Annotated in this window: 17 protein-coding genes and 1 pseudogene; 9 read left to right on the top strand and 9 right to left on the bottom strand. The window is 72.4% G+C overall.

The window, feature by feature from the left end:
• Nucleotides 1-16: 16 nt before the first annotated feature.
• The 4 genes from KKZ08_RS12535 to KKZ08_RS12525 all read right to left on the bottom strand — a co-directional run bounded on the left by KKZ08_RS12535 (nucleotide 17) and on the right by KKZ08_RS12525 (nucleotide 2,531).
• A complete protein-coding gene (locus KKZ08_RS12535; protein ID WP_223774519.1) occupies nucleotides 17-763 on the bottom strand; it encodes a class F sortase in 747 nt (248 codons plus the stop codon).
• Between the two features lie 120 nt (nucleotides 764-883).
• Nucleotides 884-1,435, bottom strand: coding sequence for a hypothetical protein (locus KKZ08_RS12530; protein WP_223774518.1), 552 nt, complete (start codon nucleotides 1,433-1,435; stop codon nucleotides 884-886).
• Nucleotides 1,436-1,704: 269 nt separating this feature from the next.
• Nucleotides 1,705-1,923 (bottom strand): hypothetical protein, encoded by a 219-nt coding sequence (locus KKZ08_RS38965; protein WP_346657875.1) that lies wholly within the window; start codon nucleotides 1,921-1,923, stop codon nucleotides 1,705-1,707.
• Complete coding sequence (locus tag KKZ08_RS12525; protein ID WP_346657874.1) at nucleotides 1,914-2,531, bottom strand: aminotransferase class IV; 618 nt, start codon at nucleotides 2,529-2,531, stop codon at nucleotides 1,914-1,916. The genes KKZ08_RS38965 and KKZ08_RS12525 overlap by 10 nt, the downstream gene beginning before the upstream one ends.
• Before the next feature lie 56 nt (nucleotides 2,532-2,587).
• Between KKZ08_RS12525 and KKZ08_RS12520 the strand changes: the two genes are divergently transcribed.
• Nucleotides 2,588-2,998, top strand: a complete 411-nt coding sequence (locus tag KKZ08_RS12520; protein ID WP_223774517.1) for a VOC family protein — start codon at nucleotides 2,588-2,590, stop codon at nucleotides 2,996-2,998.
• On the opposite strand, the gene soxR is transcribed toward KKZ08_RS12520, so the two are convergent.
• Nucleotides 2,995-3,552, bottom strand: coding sequence for a redox-sensitive transcriptional activator SoxR (gene soxR, locus KKZ08_RS12515; RefSeq protein ID WP_223774516.1), 558 nt, complete (start codon nucleotides 3,550-3,552; stop codon nucleotides 2,995-2,997). The two genes, KKZ08_RS12520 and soxR, sit on opposite strands and share 4 nt — an antisense overlap.
• A gap of 63 nt (nucleotides 3,553-3,615) precedes the next feature.
• Between soxR and KKZ08_RS12510 the strand changes: the two genes are divergently transcribed.
• From KKZ08_RS12510 to KKZ08_RS12500, 3 genes are all read left to right on the top strand, one after another.
• Nucleotides 3,616-4,272, top strand: a complete 657-nt coding sequence (locus KKZ08_RS12510; protein ID WP_223774515.1) for an NAD(P)H-dependent oxidoreductase — start codon at nucleotides 3,616-3,618, stop codon at nucleotides 4,270-4,272.
• A gap of 56 nt (nucleotides 4,273-4,328) precedes the next feature.
• Nucleotides 4,329-4,739 (top strand): divalent-cation tolerance protein CutA, encoded by a 411-nt coding sequence (gene cutA, locus KKZ08_RS12505; RefSeq protein WP_223774514.1) that lies wholly within the window; start codon nucleotides 4,329-4,331, stop codon nucleotides 4,737-4,739.
• Between the two features lie 194 nt (nucleotides 4,740-4,933).
• On the top strand, nucleotides 4,934-5,233 hold the full coding sequence (locus tag KKZ08_RS12500) for a DUF6355 family natural product biosynthesis protein (protein ID WP_223774513.1): 300 nt from the start codon (nucleotides 4,934-4,936) through the stop codon (nucleotides 5,231-5,233).
• A 7-nt stretch (nucleotides 5,234-5,240) separates the two neighbouring features.
• Here the strand turns inward: KKZ08_RS12500 and KKZ08_RS12495 are convergent, their stop codons facing one another.
• Both KKZ08_RS12495 and KKZ08_RS12490 read right to left on the bottom strand, forming a co-directional pair.
• Nucleotides 5,241-7,457 (bottom strand): molybdopterin oxidoreductase family protein, encoded by a 2,217-nt coding sequence (locus KKZ08_RS12495; protein WP_223779027.1) that lies wholly within the window; start codon nucleotides 7,455-7,457, stop codon nucleotides 5,241-5,243.
• A gap of 246 nt (nucleotides 7,458-7,703) precedes the next feature.
• Complete coding sequence (locus KKZ08_RS12490; RefSeq protein WP_223774512.1) at nucleotides 7,704-8,477, bottom strand: ElyC/SanA/YdcF family protein; 774 nt, start codon at nucleotides 8,475-8,477, stop codon at nucleotides 7,704-7,706.
• A 261-nt stretch (nucleotides 8,478-8,738) separates the two neighbouring features.
• On the opposite strand from KKZ08_RS12490, the pseudogene KKZ08_RS12485 reads away from it, so the two are divergent.
• The 5 genes and pseudogenes from KKZ08_RS12485 (at nucleotide 8,739) to KKZ08_RS12465 (ending at nucleotide 15,781) form a co-directional block, all read left to right on the top strand.
• Nucleotides 8,739-9,648: pseudogene (locus KKZ08_RS12485) on the top strand (CbiX/SirB N-terminal domain-containing protein).
• A 48-nt stretch (nucleotides 9,649-9,696) separates the two neighbouring features.
• Complete coding sequence (locus KKZ08_RS12480; RefSeq protein ID WP_223774511.1) at nucleotides 9,697-11,079, top strand: deoxyguanosinetriphosphate triphosphohydrolase; 1,383 nt, start codon at nucleotides 9,697-9,699, stop codon at nucleotides 11,077-11,079.
• 168 nt (nucleotides 11,080-11,247) lie between these two features.
• Nucleotides 11,248-12,510: an FAD-dependent oxidoreductase gene (locus tag KKZ08_RS12475; protein WP_223774510.1), complete on the top strand. Its 1,263-nt coding sequence runs from the start codon at nucleotides 11,248-11,250 to the stop codon at nucleotides 12,508-12,510.
• A gap of 54 nt (nucleotides 12,511-12,564) precedes the next feature.
• A complete protein-coding gene (dnaG, locus tag KKZ08_RS12470) occupies nucleotides 12,565-14,463 on the top strand; it encodes a DNA primase (protein ID WP_223774509.1) in 1,899 nt (632 codons plus the stop codon).
• A 127-nt stretch (nucleotides 14,464-14,590) separates the two neighbouring features.
• Complete coding sequence (locus KKZ08_RS12465) at nucleotides 14,591-15,781, top strand: sigma-70 family RNA polymerase sigma factor (protein ID WP_223774508.1); 1,191 nt, start codon at nucleotides 14,591-14,593, stop codon at nucleotides 15,779-15,781.
• Nucleotides 15,782-15,806: 25 nt separating this feature from the next.
• Here KKZ08_RS12465 and KKZ08_RS12460 read toward each other — a convergent pair whose 3' ends face one another.
• Nucleotides 15,807-17,705 carry an ABC transporter ATP-binding protein gene (locus KKZ08_RS12460; protein WP_223779026.1) on the bottom strand — a complete coding sequence of 633 codons (1,899 nt, stop codon included), beginning with the start codon at nucleotides 17,703-17,705 and terminating at the stop codon, nucleotides 15,807-15,809.
• A gap of 23 nt (nucleotides 17,706-17,728) precedes the next feature.
• The gene (locus KKZ08_RS12455) at nucleotides 17,729-19,462 is read right to left on the bottom strand and encodes an ABC transporter ATP-binding protein (protein WP_223774507.1); all 1,734 of its coding nucleotides are present in this window, start codon (nucleotides 19,460-19,462) and stop codon (nucleotides 17,729-17,731) included.
• Nucleotides 19,463-19,629 lie beyond the last annotated feature (167 nt).

Here is a 19,629-nt window from a genome sequence, read left to right as displayed (position 1 = left end):
CCCGACCCGCAGGGGCTCAGCGCACCGCGGTCAGATGCGCGAAGACCACCACGTTGCCCTGGTAGCCGGTCCGCTTCGAGTACTTGCCGCCGCAGGTGATGACCCGCAGCTCGGGGCGCGGAGCAGGGCCGTACACCTTCTCGTCGGGGAAGTCCTTGGCGTCGTACACCTCGTTCGCGTGGACCGTGAAGACGGCCACGCTGCCGTCCCTGCGCTCGACCTCGATGGTGCGGCCCCTGCTCAGCGCGCCCAGTTCGTAGAAGACGGCCGGGCCCTCCTTGTTGTCGACGTGGCCCGCGACGATGGCGGTGCCCCGCTCGCCGGGCGTGGTGCCCGCCTCGTACCAGCCGGCGAGGTTCTTCCGGCCCGGCGGCGGTACGTCGAGGCTGCCCTGCGGGGTCAGGCCGAGCCCCATCAGCGGTGCGTCGACGCCGATCGCCGGGATCCGCACGCGGTCGGGCGGGGAGGGCGGCAGCGCCGCGGTGCCGGCGGAGTGGTCGGCGCCCGGCCGGGACGGTGCGGCCTGCGCGGGGGAGGGCTGCGGTGGCGGGTGCGACGCGGTGCCGTTGCGCAGCAGCCACGCCCCGGAGCAGAGCGCCACGGCGGTGACGGTCGCTATGGCGGCGTTGCCGGTCCTCCTGCGCGTACCGGACGCCGTACGGGCCTTCGCCCCCGTGGCCCCCTTGGCCCCCTTGGCGCGGGTCGGCGTACGCGAGACGCGGCGTGTGACTGACGTACGGGAAACGCGACGTGTGCGGCGCATGCGGCATCCCCCTCGGGGTCGGTCGGGCCGGTTGCCCTCGTCCCCCTCCCCGCCCACGAGGGGACACGGGCAGGGAGGGGGGCAGGGGCGGCGGTACCGGTGGACAGCGGAGGGTGTCCGTCAGATCCTGTCGCCTCTCGCCCGGCGATGCAGGAGCCAGGTACCGCCCGCGGCGGCGACGGCCAGGGCGGCCACTCCCGCCGCGGTCTGCACGGGGTCGGGACCGAGCGTGCCGCCGACCCCCGTCTTCACATGTCCCCTCGGATGCGGCCGGGGTTGCTCCGCGGCGGCCGCGGTGGAGGTGATCGTCACCACCAGATCGCCCGCCACCTGCTTGTTCTTCACGGCGGCGCCTCCGGAACCGGAGCACTTCGCGACGATCTCGTAGGTGCCGGGCTGCGCGGACGGCGGCACCTCGAAGCGCCCGACCGCCTCCTCGGGGCGCTTGCCCGGCGCCAGGGTGAAGGCGCCCGCCCCGACCGCGCTGGCGTCCCCGCTCGCGGTCCCGCCGGAGCCGCAGGCCGTGGTGTGCACGGTGACGGCGGAGCCGGGGGTGACGGTGGCGGGGCGGATCTCCAGCCCGCCGACGGGGACGGCGGTCGCGGGGGCGGCCAGGGCGCCCACCGTCGCTACGGCGAGTGCGGTACCGGACAGCAGACGGGCGTTGCGCATGGTGCTCGTTCCTCCGAGGCCTCGCGGAACGCGCCCCGCGGCACCCCCAAGTGCCGCTGCGTCGGTCGAGTCCCGCTGTACCGAGGTAAAGGGCACTCGGCGGCGACCGCCTCCTGATGTGGCGCCACGAAGCCGTCCGTATGCCGCCCGTATGGGGGAACTTCGGCGCATCGGCGGGAGAGTTCCAGCAGGTCACCGGCGTCTGGCCGGCGAGATTCCGAAGAGCGTGCCCGGCGCCTGTGAATGGGTGACCCGACGCGGCGGCGCGCTCAGACCGTGTCCCAGGGCACCTCCTCGTAGACCCCGGCCACCGTCGCCATCAGCTTCTCGTCGACCGCGTACGCGACGGAGTCGACGCGCCGCACCGGGCTGACGCCCCACGCGTTGGTGACGAACGCCGCCGTGTACGACGGCAGGTCCGCGAGGGTGACGGGCGCGTGCGCGGTGGGCAGTCCGGCGGCCGGCAGGCGCGCCTCGATCAGCCGCATCGTGATGCCCGCCAGGTGCGGCGCGTTCGGCCACACGATCCGCGGGCCGCCCGGCGTGCGCTCGCAGAAGGCGATGTTCGTGACGGGCCCTCGCTGATCTGGCCGCCGGGGCCGGTGAGCAGCGCGTCGTCGAGGCCCGCGCGCCGCGCCAGCTCGCCGTAGTGGGCCTGTCCGAAGCCGCCCAGATGTTTGATGTGGGTGAAGGGCCGCTGGTACGGCACGGACATCATCGCCCGCGCGCGGTCCGCCATGGCGGCGGTCAGCACGGTGGGCGGCCGCACGGTCACCATCAGGGACGGTTCGCCTTCGGGGGCGTGGACGTGGACGCGTACGGAGGCGTCGTCGATGACGCTCGCGCCGGCGGGGTCGCCGCGCAGGATGTGCCGGATCAGGCCACGTACCCGCTCCCCGTCGAGCCCCCGCCCGAACAGTTCGCGCGTCGCCGCGTCGAGGCGGTCCAGATGGAGGTCGATGCCGCGCACCTTGCCGCCTCTGACCTGCATCGCGGTGAAGTGTCCGGTGTTGACGAGGACGGGCCACAGCAGGTTCTCCGCGGTGGCGGGGCGTCCGTCGATCTCCATGCGCTGCACCAGCGCAGGAGTTGTCATGGCGCCACGCTACGAGACGGCCTCCGACGCTTTTGATCTTGTGGCAAGATCACGGAATGCTACGACTAACCGACTTCATCATCGACTGCCCGGACACGATGAAGCTGGCAGCCTTCTACTCCGAAGTGACGGGGCTCCCGGTCAAGGAGGGCAGCAACGAGAACTGGGCCGGTATCCAGTTCGGCGAGATCGAACTGGCCTTCATTCAGGTGGAGGACTACCGCGCACCGCAGTGGCCCGACAACGAGCACCCCAAGCAGTTCCACCTCGACTTCGAAGTCGACGACATCGAGGCCGAAGAGCGCCGCGTCGTGGCCCTCGGTGCCACCCCGCAGCGGGACTGCGTCGAGCCCGACGGCTACGGCTTCCGCGTCTATACCGACCCCATCGGCCACCCCTTCTGCCTCTGCCGCAACAAGGGTGTCATCTGGACCGATCAGGGCCCCGTCTGGCCCAAGCGCGACTAGCCCCCGGCTTCCTGCGGACCGGCGGCGGTTCCGGCTTCCCCCGGCCCTGGGGCGCCGGCCTCCGCCGTGTCCGTGCGGCCCGCGGGGCCGCACGGGTTGTCCTCCAGCAGGCGGCGCGGCCCGGGGCCGCGCTCGCCCAGTTCGTCCCACGGGTTGGTCAGCGCGCACTTGGCGAGCGAGAGGCAGCCGCAGCCGATGCAGTCGGTGAGGTTGTCGCGCAGCCGCTGGAGGGTGCGGATGCGGTCGTCGAGATCCGCGCGCCAGCACTCGGAGATCCGTGCCCAGTCCTCGCGGGTCGGCGTGCGGTCCTCGGGCAGCAGACCGAGCACCTCGCGGATGGTGGCGAGCGGGATGCCGAGCCGCTGCGAGGTGCGGATGAAGGCGACCCTGCGCAGGGTGTCGCGGCTGTAACGGCGCTGATTGCCAGAGGTGCGGCGGGACTTGATGAGCCCCTCGCGTTCGTAGAACCGCAGGGCCGACGGGGCGACCCCGCTGCGTGTGGCGAGCTCTCCGACGGTGGCTTCCTTGGCGTCCGGTGCGAGATGCGCGGTCATGCGGTCAGATTAGCCACAGGGCGCGCTTGACCTGAACCATGGTTTAACTAAGAGGCTTGGCCCATGACTGAGACCACGTCCTCCTCGTCCACCCTGCCTTCCTCCTCCGCCACCGCGTCCTCCGCCGTCTCCTCGGACGCCGACGCGCCGCTCCGCGTCGCCGTGATCATCGGCAGCAACCGCGAGGGCCGCTTCGGGCCGATCGTCGCCGAGTGGCTGCTCTCCCGGGTCCGCGAACGCTCCGACCTCTCCCTCGACGTCGTCGACCTCGCCGAGGTCGACCTGCCGACCTCCCTCTCCTTCAACCCGTCCGCCGCCGTCGCCGCCGAACTCGCCAAGGTCACCCCGAAGCTGGCCGCCGCCGACGCGTTCATCGTCCTCACCCCCGAGTACAACCACTCCTACCCGGCGTCGCTCAAGAGCGTCGTCGACTGGCACAAGGCGGAGTGGGAGGCCAAGCCCGTCGCCTTCGTCTCCTACGGCGGGCTCTCCGGAGGCCTGCGGGCCGTCGAGCACCTGCGCCCGGTCTTCGCCGAACTGCACACGGTCACCATCCGCGACACCGTCTCCTTCCACAACGCGGGCGCCCTCTTCGACGACGCCGGCAACCACCGCGATCCGGCGGGCGCCGACGCCGCAGCCAAGGCCATGCTCGACCAGCTGGCCTGGTGGGGCTGGGCGCTCCGGGGCGCCAAGGCGGTGCGTCCGTACGGGAGTTGAGTAGGCGGGGGCCGTCGGCTCGGCGAGTCCTGGCCGCCGCTGTGCACAATCGCCGTATGGACGACGAACCGACGACGCAGCCCGCACCGACGACGCAGCCCGCACCGACCGCGCCGGCCGTACCCACCGCGCCGCCCGTACCAGGCACGCCGACCGCGCTGACCGTGCTGACCACGGCCGACGCGGAAGGCAAGGCGCGGGAACTCGCGTACGGCGCGATCCGGGCGCGGCTCGCGGCCTGTGCGCAGATCACCGGGCCCATCACCTCCGTGTACCGCTGGGAGGGCGAGATCGAGACCGCCCAGGAATGGCAGGTGCTCCTCAAGACGACCGCCGCCCGCTATGCGGCCCTGGAGGCGTGGCTCACCGAGGCCCACGACTACGACACCCCCGAGATCATTGCCACGCCGGTGGTCCGGGGGAGCGCGGCCTACCTGGAGTGGGTGGAGCGGGAGACCGCCGACTGACAACTCGCCCCCCACCCGCCCCAGAAGACGAAAACCGCAGCTCAAACGCCGACGCACTCGATCTGGCGTACTCCATCACTCATACGGACGACATCGCGTGACCACGAAGAGTCACCGCGATGAGACTCTGCGTGTGCCCTTCCGGTGCACGCGATCGGTGCGTGAGCACCACGTCCTCAAGAAGGAGTCGCTTCATGCGAGTTCGCCGTTCCCTGCCCGCGTTCGTCGGAGCCGTGACCCTCGCCCTCGGTATGTCGATGGCGGCGACCGCCACCGCGACCGCCGTCTCGCCGTCCGCCATCCAGAACCCCTGCGGGTTCTACGAGACCCACAGCGACGCCTACTACAACCACTGCACGAGCGACGGCTCGAAGATCCTGATCGAGATCGACGACTGGGGCCCGAACACCGTCAAGTGCGTCGGCCCCGGCGTCACCTGGATCGGCGAAGCCGGGGACGTCGACGGCGCCTGGTACATCGGGCGCACCTGCTGACCCTCTCCTAGCCCTGTCCCGACGGGCCCGGGCGCGCACCCGCCCGGGCCCTGCCCCTGTCCCCGTCCGTGTTCAGGACCCTGTCCCCGTTCATGGTCATGGGCTCCGCCGGTTCGAGCCGCACCGCGCACACCTTGAACTCCGGCATCCGCGAGACCGGGTCGAGCGCCGGATGCGTCAGCGAATTGGCCCGCCCCTCGCCCGCCCAGTGGAACGGCATGAAGACCGTGTCCGGACGGATCGACGACGTGACCCGCGCCGGAGCTACCGCCCGGCCACGCCGCGACACCACGGCGACCGCCTCGCCCTCCGCTATCCCGAGCCGCGCCGCGAGCCGCGGATGCACCTCCACGAACGGGCCGGGCGCCGCGGAGTTGAGCTCATCGACCCGCCGCGTCTGCGCCCCCGACTGGTACTGCGCGAGGACCCGCCCGGTGGTCAGCAGCACGGGATACTCCGCGTCCGGCTCCTCGGCGGCGGGCCGGTGCACGACCGGCACGAACCGCGCCCGCCCGTCCTCCGTGGCGAACCGGTCGAGGAACAGCCGAGGCGTCCCGGGATGCACGGCCACCTCGCCACCCGCCTCCTCGCCACCCGCCTCCACGTCACCACGGGGGCACGGCCAGAACACCCCCTCGCCTTCCCCCTCCCTCAACCGCTCGTACGAGATGCCGGAGTAGTCCGCGGCCCCGCCCGCGCTCGCCCGGCGCAGCTCCTCGAAGACCTCCCGCGGATCGGTGGGGAACTTCTTCCCGTGGCCGAGCCGCGCCGCGAGCCCGTGCAGCACCTCCAGATCGCTGCGGACCCCGTCGGGCGCGGACACCGCCCGGCGGCGCAGCAGCACCCGCCCCTCCAGGTTGGTCACCGTCCCCGTCTCCTCGGCCCACTGCGTCACCGGCAGCACCACGTCCGCCAGTTCGGCCGTCTCGGACAGTACGACGTCCGCCACCGCGAGGAAGTCGAGCGACCGCAGCCGCTCCTCCACATGCGCGGCCCGGGGCGCCGACACGACCGGGTTGGAACCCATCAGGAGCAGCGTCCTGATGTCCCCGCCGAGCGCGTCGAGCAGTTCGTACGCCGACCGGCCGGGGCCCGGCAGCGTGTCGGGGTCCACGCCCCAGACCTCCGCCACGTGGGCCCGCGCCGCCGGGTCCGTCAGCTTGCGGTAGCCGGGCAACTGGTCGGCCTTCTGGCCGTGTTCGCGCCCACCCTGGCCGTTGCCCTGCCCGGTCAGGCAGCCGTACCCGGACAGCGGACGCCCCGCCCGGCCCGTGGCGAGGCACAGATTGATCCACGCCCCGACGGTGTCCGTGCCCTTGGACTGCTGCTCGGGCCCGCGCGCGGTGAGCACCATCGCGGCCTTCGCGTCGCAGAACATGCGCACCGTCTCGCGCAGTTGGGGCACCGGCACGCCGGTGATCCGCTCGACCAGCTCGGGCCAGTGCGCCATCGCCGCCGCCCGCGCCTCCTCCCAGCCGGTCGTCCGCTCCTCGATGAACGCCTCGTCCGTGCGGCCCCCGGCCACGACCAGGTGCAGCAGGCCGAGCGCCAGGGCGAGGTCCGTGCCGGGACGCGGCGCCAGATGCAGGTCGGCCTGCTCGGCGGTGCGCGTCCGGCGCGGGTCCACGACGATCAGCGTGCCGCCGTTCTCCCGCAGTTCCGTGAGGTACCGCAGGGCGGGCGGCATCGTCTCGGCGAGGTTCGACCCGACGAGGATCACGCAGCCGGTGCGCGGGATGTCCTCCAGCGGGAACGGCAGCCCCCGGTCGAGCCCGAACGCCCGCTGCCCGGCCGCCGCGGCCGACGACATGCAGAACCGTCCGTTGTAGTCGATCTGCGACGTGCCGAGCGCCACCCGCGCGAACTTGCCGAGCGCGTACGCTTTCTCGTTGGTCAGCCCGCCTCCGCCGAAGACCCCGCAGGAGTCCGCGCCGTGTTCCGCACGCGCGCGGGACAGCTCGGCCGCGATCCGGTCCAGGGCCTCCTCCCAGGTGGCCGGCGCGAGCTTGCCCGTGGCGTGGGATCGGACGAGGGGCTCGGTCAGGCGCACCCGGGAGGAGAGCAGAGCGGGCGCCGTGCGTCCCTTGCCGCACAGGGCGCCCTTGTTCACGGGGAACGCCGCGCGCTCCACGACCTCCACGCCACCACCGGTGCCCGCCGTCAGCCCCATCCCGCACTGAAGCGCGCAGTACGGGCAGTGGGTCGCCGTCACCGCCGTGGCCACGGGAGTCGCGGAGGTCGCCGGTGTCGCGGGTGTCGCCGTGGAGTGCATGCCGCTCAGCGTCCGCCGTGCTTGTTACGTGCCCAGACGCGCTCGCGTTACGCACGCGGTAAGCCGGTCTCAGCCACGCGGGCACGCCACTGTGAGGTCCGGTGCGGAGGCAGGCCGGGGGATTCCCGCCGGGTACGGGGCGGGGCCCGCCGGGTACGAGAGCGGGCCCGCCGGGCGGCAACAGGTCCGCCCCCGGCCTCAGCGCCCCGAGGCCAGCGCCCGCTCCACGCCCGGCTCCCGCGGCCCGAGGAACCGAGGGTCGGGCCGGAACGCCGCGTCCAGCGCCGCCTTGCCCGCCGCGAAGACCTCCCGTGCTCCGCCGTAGTACCAGGTCGCGTCGTGCACCGCGTCCACCCCGACGCCGTACGACGAGACGCCCGCCGCGTCGCAGAGCGCCACCGCTCTGCGTATGTGGAAGCCCTGGCTGATCAGCACCGCCCGGTCCACGCCGAAGATCTTCTTGGCGCGGACGCAGGAGTCCCAGGTGTCGAACCCGGCGTAGTCGCTCACGATCCGCCGGTCCGGCACGCCGTGCTTCTTCAGATAGGCGCGCATCGCGTCCGGTTCGTCGTACTCCTCGCGGCTGTTGTCGCCCGTGACGAGCACGACCTCTATCCGTCCCGCGCGGTACAACTCGGCCGCCGCGTCCAGCCGGTGCGCGAGATACGGCGACGGCTCGCCCTTCCACAGGCCGGCGCCGAAGACCATCGCGACCCGTGCGCGCGGCGCGTCCGCGACCGAGCCGATCTTGCTGTCCGTCGTCACGAAGAGCCAGGTCGCGGGCAGCAGCGCGACGACGCACAGCGCCATCGCCCCCTGCACGGCCCGCCGCCGCCCCTTCCGCGTCCGCGGGAGCCGCGACCACGCCGGACGCCGCGACCACGCCGAGCGCGACGGCCCCGACGAGCCCGCACGCCACGCCGCCGCCGACCCCCGCAGCCGCTCCCACCAGCGCCGATTCACCTGGTCCATGTATGCCTCGCCCCCGTGCCACCCCTCGGACCTCCCCAGATCCGATCACTCCCCCCACCGTAGGCCACACCACCGGCGCCGCGTGCGCCCCGCAACCCGGACCCGCCCCTGAAACACCCCTGGCCCACCCCCGAGCCGGCCCCCCGACCCGCCCGCTGCCGCAGACCCCTGACCGACCCCCGCCCCCCACCGTGAGCCCGCCGCAAACAGCCGTCACGGCCGCGCAACGCCCCCGCAATCTGCCCCGGCCATCCTCGGTCCATGACGCCGTCGAACCCTCTTCACGACGACTCCGGCAGCACCCACCTCGACAGTACGGCGCAACTCATGGACCGCATCACCAGCCAACTCGGCAGCCGGCTCAGCCTCGTCTCACCCGACGGCAGCCGCCGCCCGGCCCCCCGCCCCCGTCCCGGCACCCGCCCCACCCTCGTCCTCGTCCCCCACGGCAGCCGCGACCCCCGCGCCCTCGCCACCGTCACGGCCCTCGCCGAGCGGATCCGCGAGCAGCGGCCCGGCCTCACCGTCCGCCTCGGGCACATCGAGCTGAACGAGCCGCTGCTCACCGACACCCTCGCCGCGCAGCAGGGCGGCCGGGCCGTGCTCGTCCCGCTGCTCCTGAGCCGGGGCCAGCACGTCAAGCGGGACATCCCGGCGGCCGCCGCCGGCGCCCCCCACCTCGACACCCGCGTGGCCGCCCCGCTCGGCCCGCACCCGATGCTCGCCGAGGCGCTGCACTCCCGGCTCGTCGAGGCGGGCTGGCCCACGGCCCCCGAGCACGGGCCCACGCCGCCGCCACGCGGTCGTCCTCGCCGCCGCGGGCTCCCGCGACCCCGAGTCGGCCGGTGACACCGAGGCCGCCGCCGCCCTGCTCGCCGACCGCCTGGGCGTGCCCGTGATCCCCGCCTACGCCGCCCCCACCGCCGCCTGTGCCCGCACCGTGCCCGACGCCCTTGAAGCCCTGGCCGCCGAGGGCCGGACCCGCACCGCCGTCGCCGCGTACTTCACCGCGCCGGGCCGCTTCGCCACCCAGAGCGCGGCCGCCGCCCCCTGGATCGCCGCATCCCCGCTCGGCGCCCACCCCGCGCTGGCCCGGCTCGTCCTGCACCGCTACGACCAGGCCCGCAGCGCCCCGTCGACGGCCGAATACCGGCGCCTCACCGCCGTCTGACGGGAGGCCAGATCCCCCTTTGTCACTGCTTGCGTCTACTGTCGGTGCATGGAAGGCACCGTGGAAGGCACAGCACCGAACGCGCGATACGAGGCCCAGGACGCCTGCGCGGCCTATGACGAGGCCGCCGTCGAGCGATGGGCCGCCGAGCCCGACAAGAGGCCGGGGCGTACGGCCTTCCAGCGCGACCGCGCGCGTGTGGTGCACTCCGCCGCGCTGCGCCGTCTCGCCGGAAAGACCCAGGTCGTCACGCCCGGCACGAGAAGCCAGGCCTGGGACGCCAGCGCCCGCACCCGGCTGACACACTCCCTGGAGTGCGCCCAGGTGGGCCGCGAGCTGGGCGCCGCCCTGGGCTGCGACCCCGACCTGGTGGAGACCGCCTGCCTCTCCCACGACCTCGGCCACCCGCCCTTCGGGCACAACGGCGAGCAGGCGCTGAACGAGGTGGCGGCGGACTGCGGCGGCTTCGAGGGCAACGCCCAGTCGCTGCGCCTGCTCACCCGCATCGAGCCGAAGCGCTTCGTGCGCTCGGAGTCCACCGGCGAGCTGGTCAGCGTCGGCCTCAACCTCACCCGCGCCGCCCTGGACGCCGCCACCAAGTACCCCTGGCGGCGCGGCGGCCACCCCACGGACCCGGCGTCCTCGAAGTTCGGGGTCTACGAGGACGACCGCCCGGTCTTCGACTGGGTCCGCAAGGAGGCACCGGGGCAGCGCACCTGCTTCGAGGCCCAGGTCATGGACTGGTCGGACGACGTGGCGTACTCGGTCCACGACTTCGAGGACGGCCTGCACGCCGGCCACATCGACCCCAACGCGCTGCACGCCGAACCGGAGCGGCGGGACATCTACACCGTGGCCCTCGGGCGCTACGTCCCCGCGGACACCGACCCCGAAGAGCTCGCCGAGGCCCTCGACCGCCTCCTGGAGCAGGAGTGGTGGCCGCACGGATACGACGGATCGGCCGTCGCCCAGGCGCGCTTGAAGGACGCCACCAGCCAGCTCATCGGCCGCTTCTGCCTCGCCGCGGAGACCGCCACCCGCGCGCGATGGGGGCCCCTCCCAGGCCGTCCAGGCACTGGGGGAGGCAGGGGGCCCCTCTCGCGGTACGCCGCCGAACTCGTCGTGCCCCGTGCGGCGCGGTGCGAGTGCGCGGTGCTCAAGGCCGTCGCCGACCTCTACGTGATGCAGCGCCCCGCGCAGGAGCGGCTCCGCGCGGACCAGCGCGTCGTCGTGGCCGAACTCGCCGAGGAGCTCACCGCCCGCGCCCCCGAGGGCCTCGACCCGCAGTTCAGGGCGCTGTACGACGCGGCGCCCGACGACCGGGCCGCGCGGCGCGTCGTGATCGACCAGATCGCGTCACTCACGGACGCGGCGGCCCGCGCCCTGCACACCCGCCTGACGGCGAGACAGCAAGGGAGCAGCGGCCGGTGACCATGGAGTGACCACAGGGCGTGACGAAAAGTGGCCTCTTGGGGCCACGCCCCCTTCCCCCATCACGCTCCGTGCGGGACGCTCCCTGTGGCGGCAAGGCTGTGTTCTTCGGCAAGGCTGTGTTCTTCCGGGGGCCACCCCCGGTACCCCCCGGCAAGGAGGCATCAAGTGGTCGACGCGCATCAGACGTTCGTCATTGTGGGAGGAGGTCTGGCCGGCGCCAAGGCGGCCGAGACGCTCCGTTCCGAGGGATTCACCGGCCGGGTGATCCTCGTCGGTGACGAGCGTGACCACCCCTACGAGCGCCCGCCCCTGTCCAAGGGCTACCTCCTCGGCAAGGAGGAGCGCGACCGCGTCTTCGTCCACGAACCGGGGTGGTACGCGCAAGCCGACGTGGAGCTGCACCTCGGCCAGCCCGTCGTCGCCATCGACCGCGCCACCAGGAGCGTGCGCCTCGGCGACGGCACGGCCGTCCACTACGACAAGCTGCTCCTGGCCACCGGCGCCGAGCCGCGCCGCCTCGACATCCCCGGCACGGACCTCGCGGGCGTCCACCACCTGCGCCGCCTCGCCCACGCCGACCGCCTCCGGCAGGTCCTCGCGGCCCTCGGCAGGGACAACGGCCACCTGGTGATCGCGGGCGCGGGCTGGATCGGCCTGGAGGTCGCGGCGGCCGCCAGGGAGTACGGCGCGGAGGTCACCGTCGTCGAGCGGGAGCCGACCCCGCTGCACGGCGTCCTCGGCCCGGAGTTCGGTCAGGTCTTCACCGACCTGCACGCCGAGCACGGGGTGCGCTTCCACTTCGGCGCCTCGCTCACCGAGATCGTCGGCCAGGACGGCATGGTCCTCGCCGTCCAGACGGACGACGGCGAGGAGCACCCCGCGCACGACGTGCTCGCCGCGATCGGCGCCGCCCCGCGCACGGCGCTCGCCGAGGCCGCGGGCCTCGACCTGGCCGACCGCGCGCACGGCGGCGGCGTGCTGGTCGACGCCTCGCTGCGGACCTCGGACCCCGACATCTACGCGGCGGGCGACGTGGCCGCCCAGCACCACCCGCTCTTCGGCACGGGGCTGCGCGTCGAGCACTGGGCGAACGCCCTGAACGGCGGCCCGGCGGCCGCCCGCGCCATGCTCGGCCAGGACGTCCGACACGACCGCGTGCCGTACTTCTTCTCCGACCAGTACGACGTGGGCCTGGAGTACTCCGGCTGGGCGCCCCCGGGCACGTACGACCAGGTGGTGGCCCGCGGAGACGTCGGGAAGCGGGAGTTCATCGCGTTCTGGCTGAGCGAGGGACGGGTGCTGGCCGGGATGAACGTCAATGTGTGGGAGGTCACGGAGACCGTCCAGCAGCTGATCCGCACGGGCGCCCGCCCGGACATCGAGCGCCTCGCGGACCCGTCCGTCCCCCTGGAGTCGCTGCTCGCGTGAGGGCCGGGCGGCGGCCCGGGCGGGAGTGTCACAGGCGAGCCGTAGTATTCGTACGTGGCAGGCAGGATCAATGACGAGGACGTGAAGGCGGTTCGGGACGCGGTCCCGATCGACGCCGTGGTCTCCGACTACCTCCAGCTGCGCAACGCCGGAGGTGGAAACCTCAAGGGCCTGTGCCCCTTCCACGACGAGAAGTCCCCGTCGTTCCAGGTCAGCCCGAGCAAGGGCCTCTTCCACTGCTTCGGCTGCCAGGAAGGCGGCGACACGATCGCCTTCGTGATGAAGATCGACCACCTCACGTTCTCGGAGACGGTCGAGCGCCTCGCCGCCAAGGCGGGCATCACGCTGCGGTACGAGGAGGGCGGGTACAACCCCAGCCACCAGCGCGGCGAGCGCATCCGCCTGGTCGAGGCCCACAAGGTCGCCGCCCAGTTCTACGTGGAGCAGCTGGAGAGCCCCGAGGCCGAGATCGGCCGCAAGTTCCTCGCCGAGCGCGGCTTCGACCAGGCCGCCGCGGCGCACTTCGGCGTGGGGTACAGCCCGGCCGGCTGGGACCACCTCACCCGCTATCTGCGCGGCAAGGGCTTCACCGACAAGGAGCTGACCCTCTCCGGCCTCTCCCAGGAGGGCCGCCGCGGCCCCATCGACCGCTTCCGCGGCCGCCTGATGTGGCCCATCCGCGACATCGGCGGCGAGGTCGTCGGCTTCGGCGCCCGCAAGCTGCGCGACGACGACAACGGCCCGAAGTACCTCAACACCCCCGAGACCCCGATCTACAAGAAGGGCCAGGTCCTCTACGGCGTCGACCTGGCCAAGAAGGAGATCGCCAAGACCTCCCGCGCGGTCGTCGTCGAGGGGTACACCGACGTCATGGCCTGCCACCTCGCCGGCGTCACCACCGCCATCGCGACCTGCGGCACGGCCTTCGGCGGCGACCACATCAAGATCCTGCGCCGCCTCCTGATGGACAACGGCTCGGCGCGGGTCATCTTCACCTTCGACGGCGACGCGGCGGGCCAGAAGGCCGCCCTGCGCGCCTTCGAGGACGACCAGAAGTTCGCCGCCGAGACGTACATCGCCATCGCGCCCGAGGGCATGGACCCCTGCGAGCTGCGCCTGGCCAAGGGCGACGAGGCGGTCGCCGACCTCGTCGAGCCCCGCACGCCGCTCTTCGAGTTCGCCCTGCGCCAGATCGTCTCCCGGTACGACCTGGAGACCCCCGCCGGCCGCGCCGCCGCCCTGGACGAGGCGGGGCCCGTCGTGGCCCGCATCAAGAACAGCGGCGCGCAGCACGAGGTGGCCGTCCAGCTCGCCGGCATGCTCGGCATCCTCGACACGCAGTTCGTCGTCAAGCGCGTGGCGCAGCTGGCCCGTTGGGCCCGTGACCGCGGCGGCCGGGGCCCCGCGCAGCCGCAGGGCAGACCCCAGCAGACGTACGCGCAGGGACCGCCCCCGCCCAGCGGCCCCGCGCTCACCCTGCGCAGCCCCGCCCACCGCACCGAGCGCGAGCTGCTCAAGCTGGCCCTCCAGCGCCCCGAGCTGGTCTCCCCTGCCTTCGACGCGTACGGGGTGGACGAGTTCACCGCCCCGCCCTATGCGGCCGTGCGCCAGTGCATCGAGGAGGCGGGCGGCGCCGAGGCGGGCATCGCCGACGCGCAGGCCTACCTCGCGCGCGTGCTCGACGCGGCGCCCGACGACACGGTGCGCCGCATGGTCACCGAGCTGGCCGTCGAGGCGATCCTGCGCAAGACCGTCGACGAGGTGTACGCGGGCGTGCAGCTCGTCCAGGTCCGGCTGCGCGCCGTCGACCGCCGCATCCGCGACGTCCAGGGCAGCCTCGCCCGCCTGGGCGCCGGCGGTGACCCGCAGCGGCTGACCGCGGTGCAGAACGAGTTGTGGGTCCTCCAGCAGTACGGCCAGGCGCTGCGCGACCGCGGGGCCGACGCCCTCTAGACACGTGGCCCGCAGGCGCGGCCGGCGGGGGTTGCCCCACGAGTAACCACGCGGTTACGGACCGGACTCAAAAAGTCACCGCACGCCCCTCGTGGCGGCCGTGTGTCGTACCCCACACTGGGTTCCGGTGCCTGAGTCCTCGGAGCGCGGCCGGCCCGCAGACAGCGGGCCCGACACCCCCGCGGTTCCACCCCTCGTGTCCGGGACGGACAGCGGCGAGGCCGTCGTCCCTCTCCCGTTGCCGCACGCCTCAGCAGCGATCACCCTGGAGGTCGCCCCCGTGCAGACCCAGACCCAGACCCTCGCCCAGAACGACACCGCCGCGTACCCCGAAGCGGACAAGGACGTCCTGGAGGCGGTCCCGCCGCAGAGCCGCGCCCCGCTGCACCCCGAGTCCGAGACCCCCGAAGTCCTGGAACCCCCCGAGGCCCTCGAACCGGAGACCGCCGACCTCCCCGCCCCCCGAGGCCGCACCGACACCGGCGGCCCGTCCTCCGACCTGTTCCGCCAGTACCTGCGCGAGATCGGGCGGATCCCCCTGCTCACCGCCGCGGAGGAGGTGGAGCTCGCCCGCAATGTGGAGGCCGGCCTCTTCGCCGAGGAGAAGCTGGGCAACACCCCCGACCTGGACTCCCAACTCGCCCTGGACCTCGACAAGCTGGTCGTCATGGGCCGGATGGCCAAGCGCCGCCTCATCGAGGCCAACCTCCGCCTGGTCGTCTCCGTCGCCAAGCGGTACGTGGGCCGCGGCCTCACCATGCTCGACCTCGTCCAGGAGGGGAACCTCGGCCTGATCAGGGCGGTGGAGAAGTTCGACTACGCCCGGGGCTACAAGTTCTCCACGTACGCGACCTGGTGGATCCGGCAGGCCATGTCCCGCGCCCTCGCGGACCAGGCCCGCACCATCCGCGTGCCCGTGCACGTCGTGGAGCTCATCAACCGCGTCGTGCGCGTCCAGCGCCGCATGCTCCAGGAGCGCGGGTACGAGCCCACGCCCGAGGAGGTGGCGGCCCAGCTGGACCTGCCCCCCGAGCGGGTCAGCGAGGTCCTCAGGCTGGCGCAGGAGCCGGTCTCGCTGCACGCGCCCGTCGGCGAGGAGGACGACGTCGCGCTCGGCGACCTCATCGAGGACGGCGACGCGACGTCCCCCGTGGAATCCGCCGCGTTCCTGCTGCTCCGCGAGCACCTGGAGGCGGTCCTCTCCACGCTCGGCGAGCGCGAGCGCAAGGTCGTCCAGCTGCGCTACGGCCTCGCGGACGGCAGGCCGCGCACCCGCGACCACGCGTTCGCGGACCAGCTGAGGGGCTATCTGGACTGACCGCCGGGGCGCCCCCTACGGGGCGTCAGTCGACCTCCGCCACCGCCTCCGCGAACTGCGCCGCGTACAACCGCGCATACGCCCCGCCCGCCGCCAGCAGGGCATCGTGCGTCCCCTGCTCGACGATCGCTCCGTTCTCCATCACCAAAATCGTGTCGGCGTCACGGATCGTGGACAGCCGGTGCGCGATGACGAAAGAAGTACGCCCGTGCGCGAGGCGTGCCATCGCCTTCTGGATGAGCACCTCCGTGCGGGTGTCGACCGAACTCGTCGCCTCGTCGAGCACCAGGATCACCGGATCGGACAGGAACGCCCGCGCGATGGTGATGAGCTGCTTCTCGCCCGCGCTCACGCCCGTGCCGTCGTCGTCGATCACCGTGTCGTACCCGTCGGGCAGGGTGCGCACGAAACGGTCCGCGTGGGCCGCGCGCGCCGCCTCCTCGACCTCCTCGCGCGTGACCTCCTTCGCCGCGCCGTACGCGATGTTCTCCGCGATGGTGCCTCCGAAGAGCCAGGTGTCCTGGAGGACCATGCCGATCCCGGCCCGCAGTTCGTCCCGCGACATGCCGGCGATGTCGACGCCGTCCAGCGTGATGCGCCCGCCCGTCACCTCGTAGAACCGCATGAGCAGGTTGACCAGCGTCGTCTTGCCCGCGCCGGTCGGCCCGACGATGGCGACGGTGTGGCCGGGCTCCACGACCAGGGACAGGTCCTCGATGAGCGGCTTGTCCTCGGCGTAGCGGAAGGAGACGTGCTCCATCTCGACCCGCCCGCTGAGCTTCGCGGGACGCTCGCCCGGCACCGGGTCGGCCTCCTGCTCCTCGGCGTCGAGGATCTCGAAGACCCGCTCGGCGGACGCGACGCCCGACTGCACGAGGTTCGCCATCGAGGCGACCTGCGTGAGTGGCATCGAGAACTGCCGCGAGTACTGGATGAAGGCCTGCACGTCACCGATGGACAGCGAGCCCGACGCGACCCGCAGCCCGCCCACCACGGCCACCAGGACATAGTTCAGGTTCGAGATGAAGAACATCAGCGGCTGCATGGCGCCGCTGATGAACTGGGCCCTGAACCCGGCGTCGTACAACTGGTCGTTCTGCTCGGCGAACGCCTTCGCCGACTCCTCCTGCCGGCCGAACACCTTCACCAGGGCGTGCCCGGTGTACATCTCCTCGATGTGCGCGTTCAGCTTGCCGGTGGTCTTCCACTGCTGCACGAACTGCGGCTGAGACCGCTTGCCGACCTTCATCGCCACGAAGAACGACAGCGGCACGGTGACCAGCGCCACCAGCGCGAGCAGCGGCGACACCCAGAACATCATGACCAGCACGCCGATGATCGTCAGCAGCGAGTTGATGAGCTGGCCCATCGTCTGCTGGAGCGTCTGGTTGATGTTGTCGATGTCGTTCGTGGCACGGCTCAGCACCTCGCCGCGCTGCCGCTTGTCGAAGTACGACAGCGGAAGCCGCGACAGCTTCTCCTGTACGTCGCCACGCAACCGGAAGACGGTCCGGTTGATGGCGCGGTTGGAGAGCCGGGTCGCCACGGCCAGCAGCAGGCCGGCCGCGAGGAACGTGCCGAGCGCGAGCAGCAGGACCTCGCCCATCGCGCCGAAGTCGATGCCCTCGCCCGGCGTGAAGTCGACGCCGGTGAGCATGTCGGCCATGCCGCCGTCGCCCTTGTCGCGCAGGCCCTCGATCACCTGTTCCTTCGTCAGGTCCGCGGGCATGTCACGGCCGATGATCCCCGCGAAGATCAGGTCGGTCGCCCTGCCGAGGATCTTCGGGCCGAGGACGGAGAGCGCGACGCTCAGGATTCCGGCCGCGATCATCCCGTACATCGTGGTGCGCTCCGGCCTGAACTGCGCGAGCAGCCGCTTGCCGGAGCCCTTGAAGTCCATCGACCGGGAGTCGGGGCCCATCATCGGTCCACCCATGCCAGGGGGCATTACGCGGCCTCCGCTTCCGTCAGCTGGGAGAGCACGATCTCCCGGTAGGTCTCATTGCTCTCCATCAGCTCGTGATGGCGGCCGCTGCCCACGACCCGGCCCTCGTCGAGGACCACGATGCGGTCGGCGTCCCTGATGGTCGAGACGCGCTGCGCGACGATGACGACGGTCGCCTCGGCGGTCTCCCGGGACAGCGCGCCGCGCAGCGCCGCGTCGGTGGCGTAGTCGAGCGCGGAGAACGAGTCGTCGAAGAGGTAGATCTCCGGGCGCTGCACCAGCGTGCGCGCGATGGACAGGCGTTGGCGCTGGCCGCCGGAGACGTTGGTGCCGCCCTGCGAGATCGGCGCGTCGAGCCCCTCCGCCAGGCCCGCCACGAACTCCTTGGCCTGGGCGACCTCCAGGGCGTGCCAGAGCTCCTCGTCCGTCACGTCCGGATTGCCGTACCGCAGGTTGGTCGCGACCGTGCCCGCGAAGAGGTACGGCTTCTGCGGGACCAGGCTCACGGTCCGCGCGAGCAGCGCGGGCTCGACGCTGGCCACGTCCACGCCGCCGACCAGGACCTGCCCCTCGGTCGCGTCGATCAGCCGCGGCACGAGGCCGAGCAGCGTCGACTTGCCGCTGCCCGTCGAGCCGATCACGGCGGTCGTCTCACCGGGGCGGGCGACCAGGTCGATGGCCCTCAGGACGGGCTCCTCGGCGCCGGGGTAGCGGAAGCCCGCGCCCCGGATCTCCAGGTGGCCGTGGCTGCGCAGCTCGCGCACCGGTTCGGCCGGGGGCACCACGCTGGACTCGGTGTCCAGGACCTCCTCGATGCGCTCGGCACAGACCTCCGCGCGGGGCACCATCATGAACATGAAGGTGGCCATCATCACCGACATCACGATCTGCATGAGATAGGCGAGGAACGCGGTGAGCGCGCCGATCTTCATGTCGCCGCCGTCGATGCGCCGCGCGCCGAACCAGACGACGGCGACCGACGAGACGTTCACGACGGTCATGACGATCGGGAACATCAGCGCGAGCAGCCTGCCGCTGCCGAGAGAGACGTCGGTCAGGTCGGCGTTGGCCCCGCGGAAGCGCTCCTTCTCGTACGCGTCCCGGACGAAGGCGCGGATGACGCGGTTGCCGGTGATCTGCTCGCGCAGCACGCGGTTGACCGTGTCGAGCCGCACCTGCATGGTGCGGAACAGCGGACGCAGGCGCCGCACGATGAGGCTGACGCTGATCCCGAGGACGGGTACGACGGCGACCAGCACCCCGGAGAGGGGGATGTCCTGGCCGAGCGCCATCACGATGCCGCCGACGCACATGATGGGCGCGGTGACCATCAGCGTGAACGACATCAGGACCAGCATCTGCACCTGCTGGACGTCGTTGGTGGTCCGCGTGATCAGTGAGGGGGCGCCGAACTGGCCCATCTCGCGCGCGGAGAAGGACTGCACGCGGTCGAAGACGGCGGCCCGGACGTCGCGCCCGAGGGCGGAGGCGGTGCGCGCGCCGTAGAAGACGGCGCCGATGTTGCAGACCATCTGCACGATGGTGACGGCGATCATGACGCCGCCGAAGGTGAGGATGTAACCCGTGTCCCCCTCGACGACGCCGTTGTCGATGATGTCGGCGTTCAGTGTGGGCAGATAGAGCGCGGCGCAGGTCTGGAGGAACTGCAACAGCACCAGCAGGGCGATCGGTTTCTTGTACGGGCGCAGGTACGTCCGCAGGAGTCGTATGAGCACGCTCGGTCTCTCGAAAGGGGTCGGGTGGCAGCGAGTTCGGCGAGGCCGCCCCCCATCCTGCGGCACCCGACCCCTCAGGCGGCAACCGATTAACCCATGACCCGGTCAAAAATAAGCCCCGGTAAAGAACTGGGGTCACACAAGGACCGGGCGGTGCTCCCGCCGGT

This window comes from Streptomyces sp. 135 (genome assembly GCF_020026305.1).
Taxonomy (GTDB): domain Bacteria; phylum Actinomycetota; class Actinomycetes; order Streptomycetales; family Streptomycetaceae; genus Streptomyces.
The sequence above is the reverse complement of the archived record's forward strand: the minus strand, read 5'-3'. Positions and strand labels throughout refer to the sequence as shown.

Bases quoted from the DNA above. Each gene is read 5' to 3' on its own strand.
- KKZ08_RS12535 (WP_223774519.1), bottom strand. From the start codon at position 763: ATGCGCCGCACACGTCGCGTTTCCCGTACGTCAGTCACACGCCGCGTC.
- KKZ08_RS12530 (WP_223774518.1), bottom strand. From the start codon at position 1,435: ATGCGCAACGCCCGTCTGCTGTCCGGTACCGCACTCGCCGTAGCGACG.
- KKZ08_RS38965 (WP_346657875.1), bottom strand. From the start codon at position 1,923: ATGCGGCTGATCGAGGCGCGCCTGCCGGCCGCCGGACTGCCCACCGCG.
- KKZ08_RS12525 (WP_346657874.1), bottom strand. From the start codon at position 2,531: ATGACAACTCCTGCGCTGGTGCAGCGCATGGAGATCGACGGACGCCCC.
- KKZ08_RS12520 (WP_223774517.1), top strand. From the start codon at position 2,588: ATGCTACGACTAACCGACTTCATCATCGACTGCCCGGACACGATGAAG.
- soxR (WP_223774516.1), bottom strand. From the start codon at position 3,552: ATGACCGCGCATCTCGCACCGGACGCCAAGGAAGCCACCGTCGGAGAG.
- KKZ08_RS12510 (WP_223774515.1), top strand. From the start codon at position 3,616: ATGACTGAGACCACGTCCTCCTCGTCCACCCTGCCTTCCTCCTCCGCC.
- cutA (WP_223774514.1), top strand. From the start codon at position 4,329: ATGGACGACGAACCGACGACGCAGCCCGCACCGACGACGCAGCCCGCA.
- KKZ08_RS12500 (WP_223774513.1), top strand. From the start codon at position 4,934: ATGCGAGTTCGCCGTTCCCTGCCCGCGTTCGTCGGAGCCGTGACCCTC.
- KKZ08_RS12490 (WP_223774512.1), bottom strand. From the start codon at position 8,477: ATGGACCAGGTGAATCGGCGCTGGTGGGAGCGGCTGCGGGGGTCGGCG.
- KKZ08_RS12480 (WP_223774511.1), top strand. From the start codon at position 9,697: ATGGAAGGCACCGTGGAAGGCACAGCACCGAACGCGCGATACGAGGCC.
- KKZ08_RS12460 (WP_223779026.1), bottom strand. From the start codon at position 17,705: ATGATGGGCCCCGACTCCCGGTCGATGGACTTCAAGGGCTCCGGCAAG.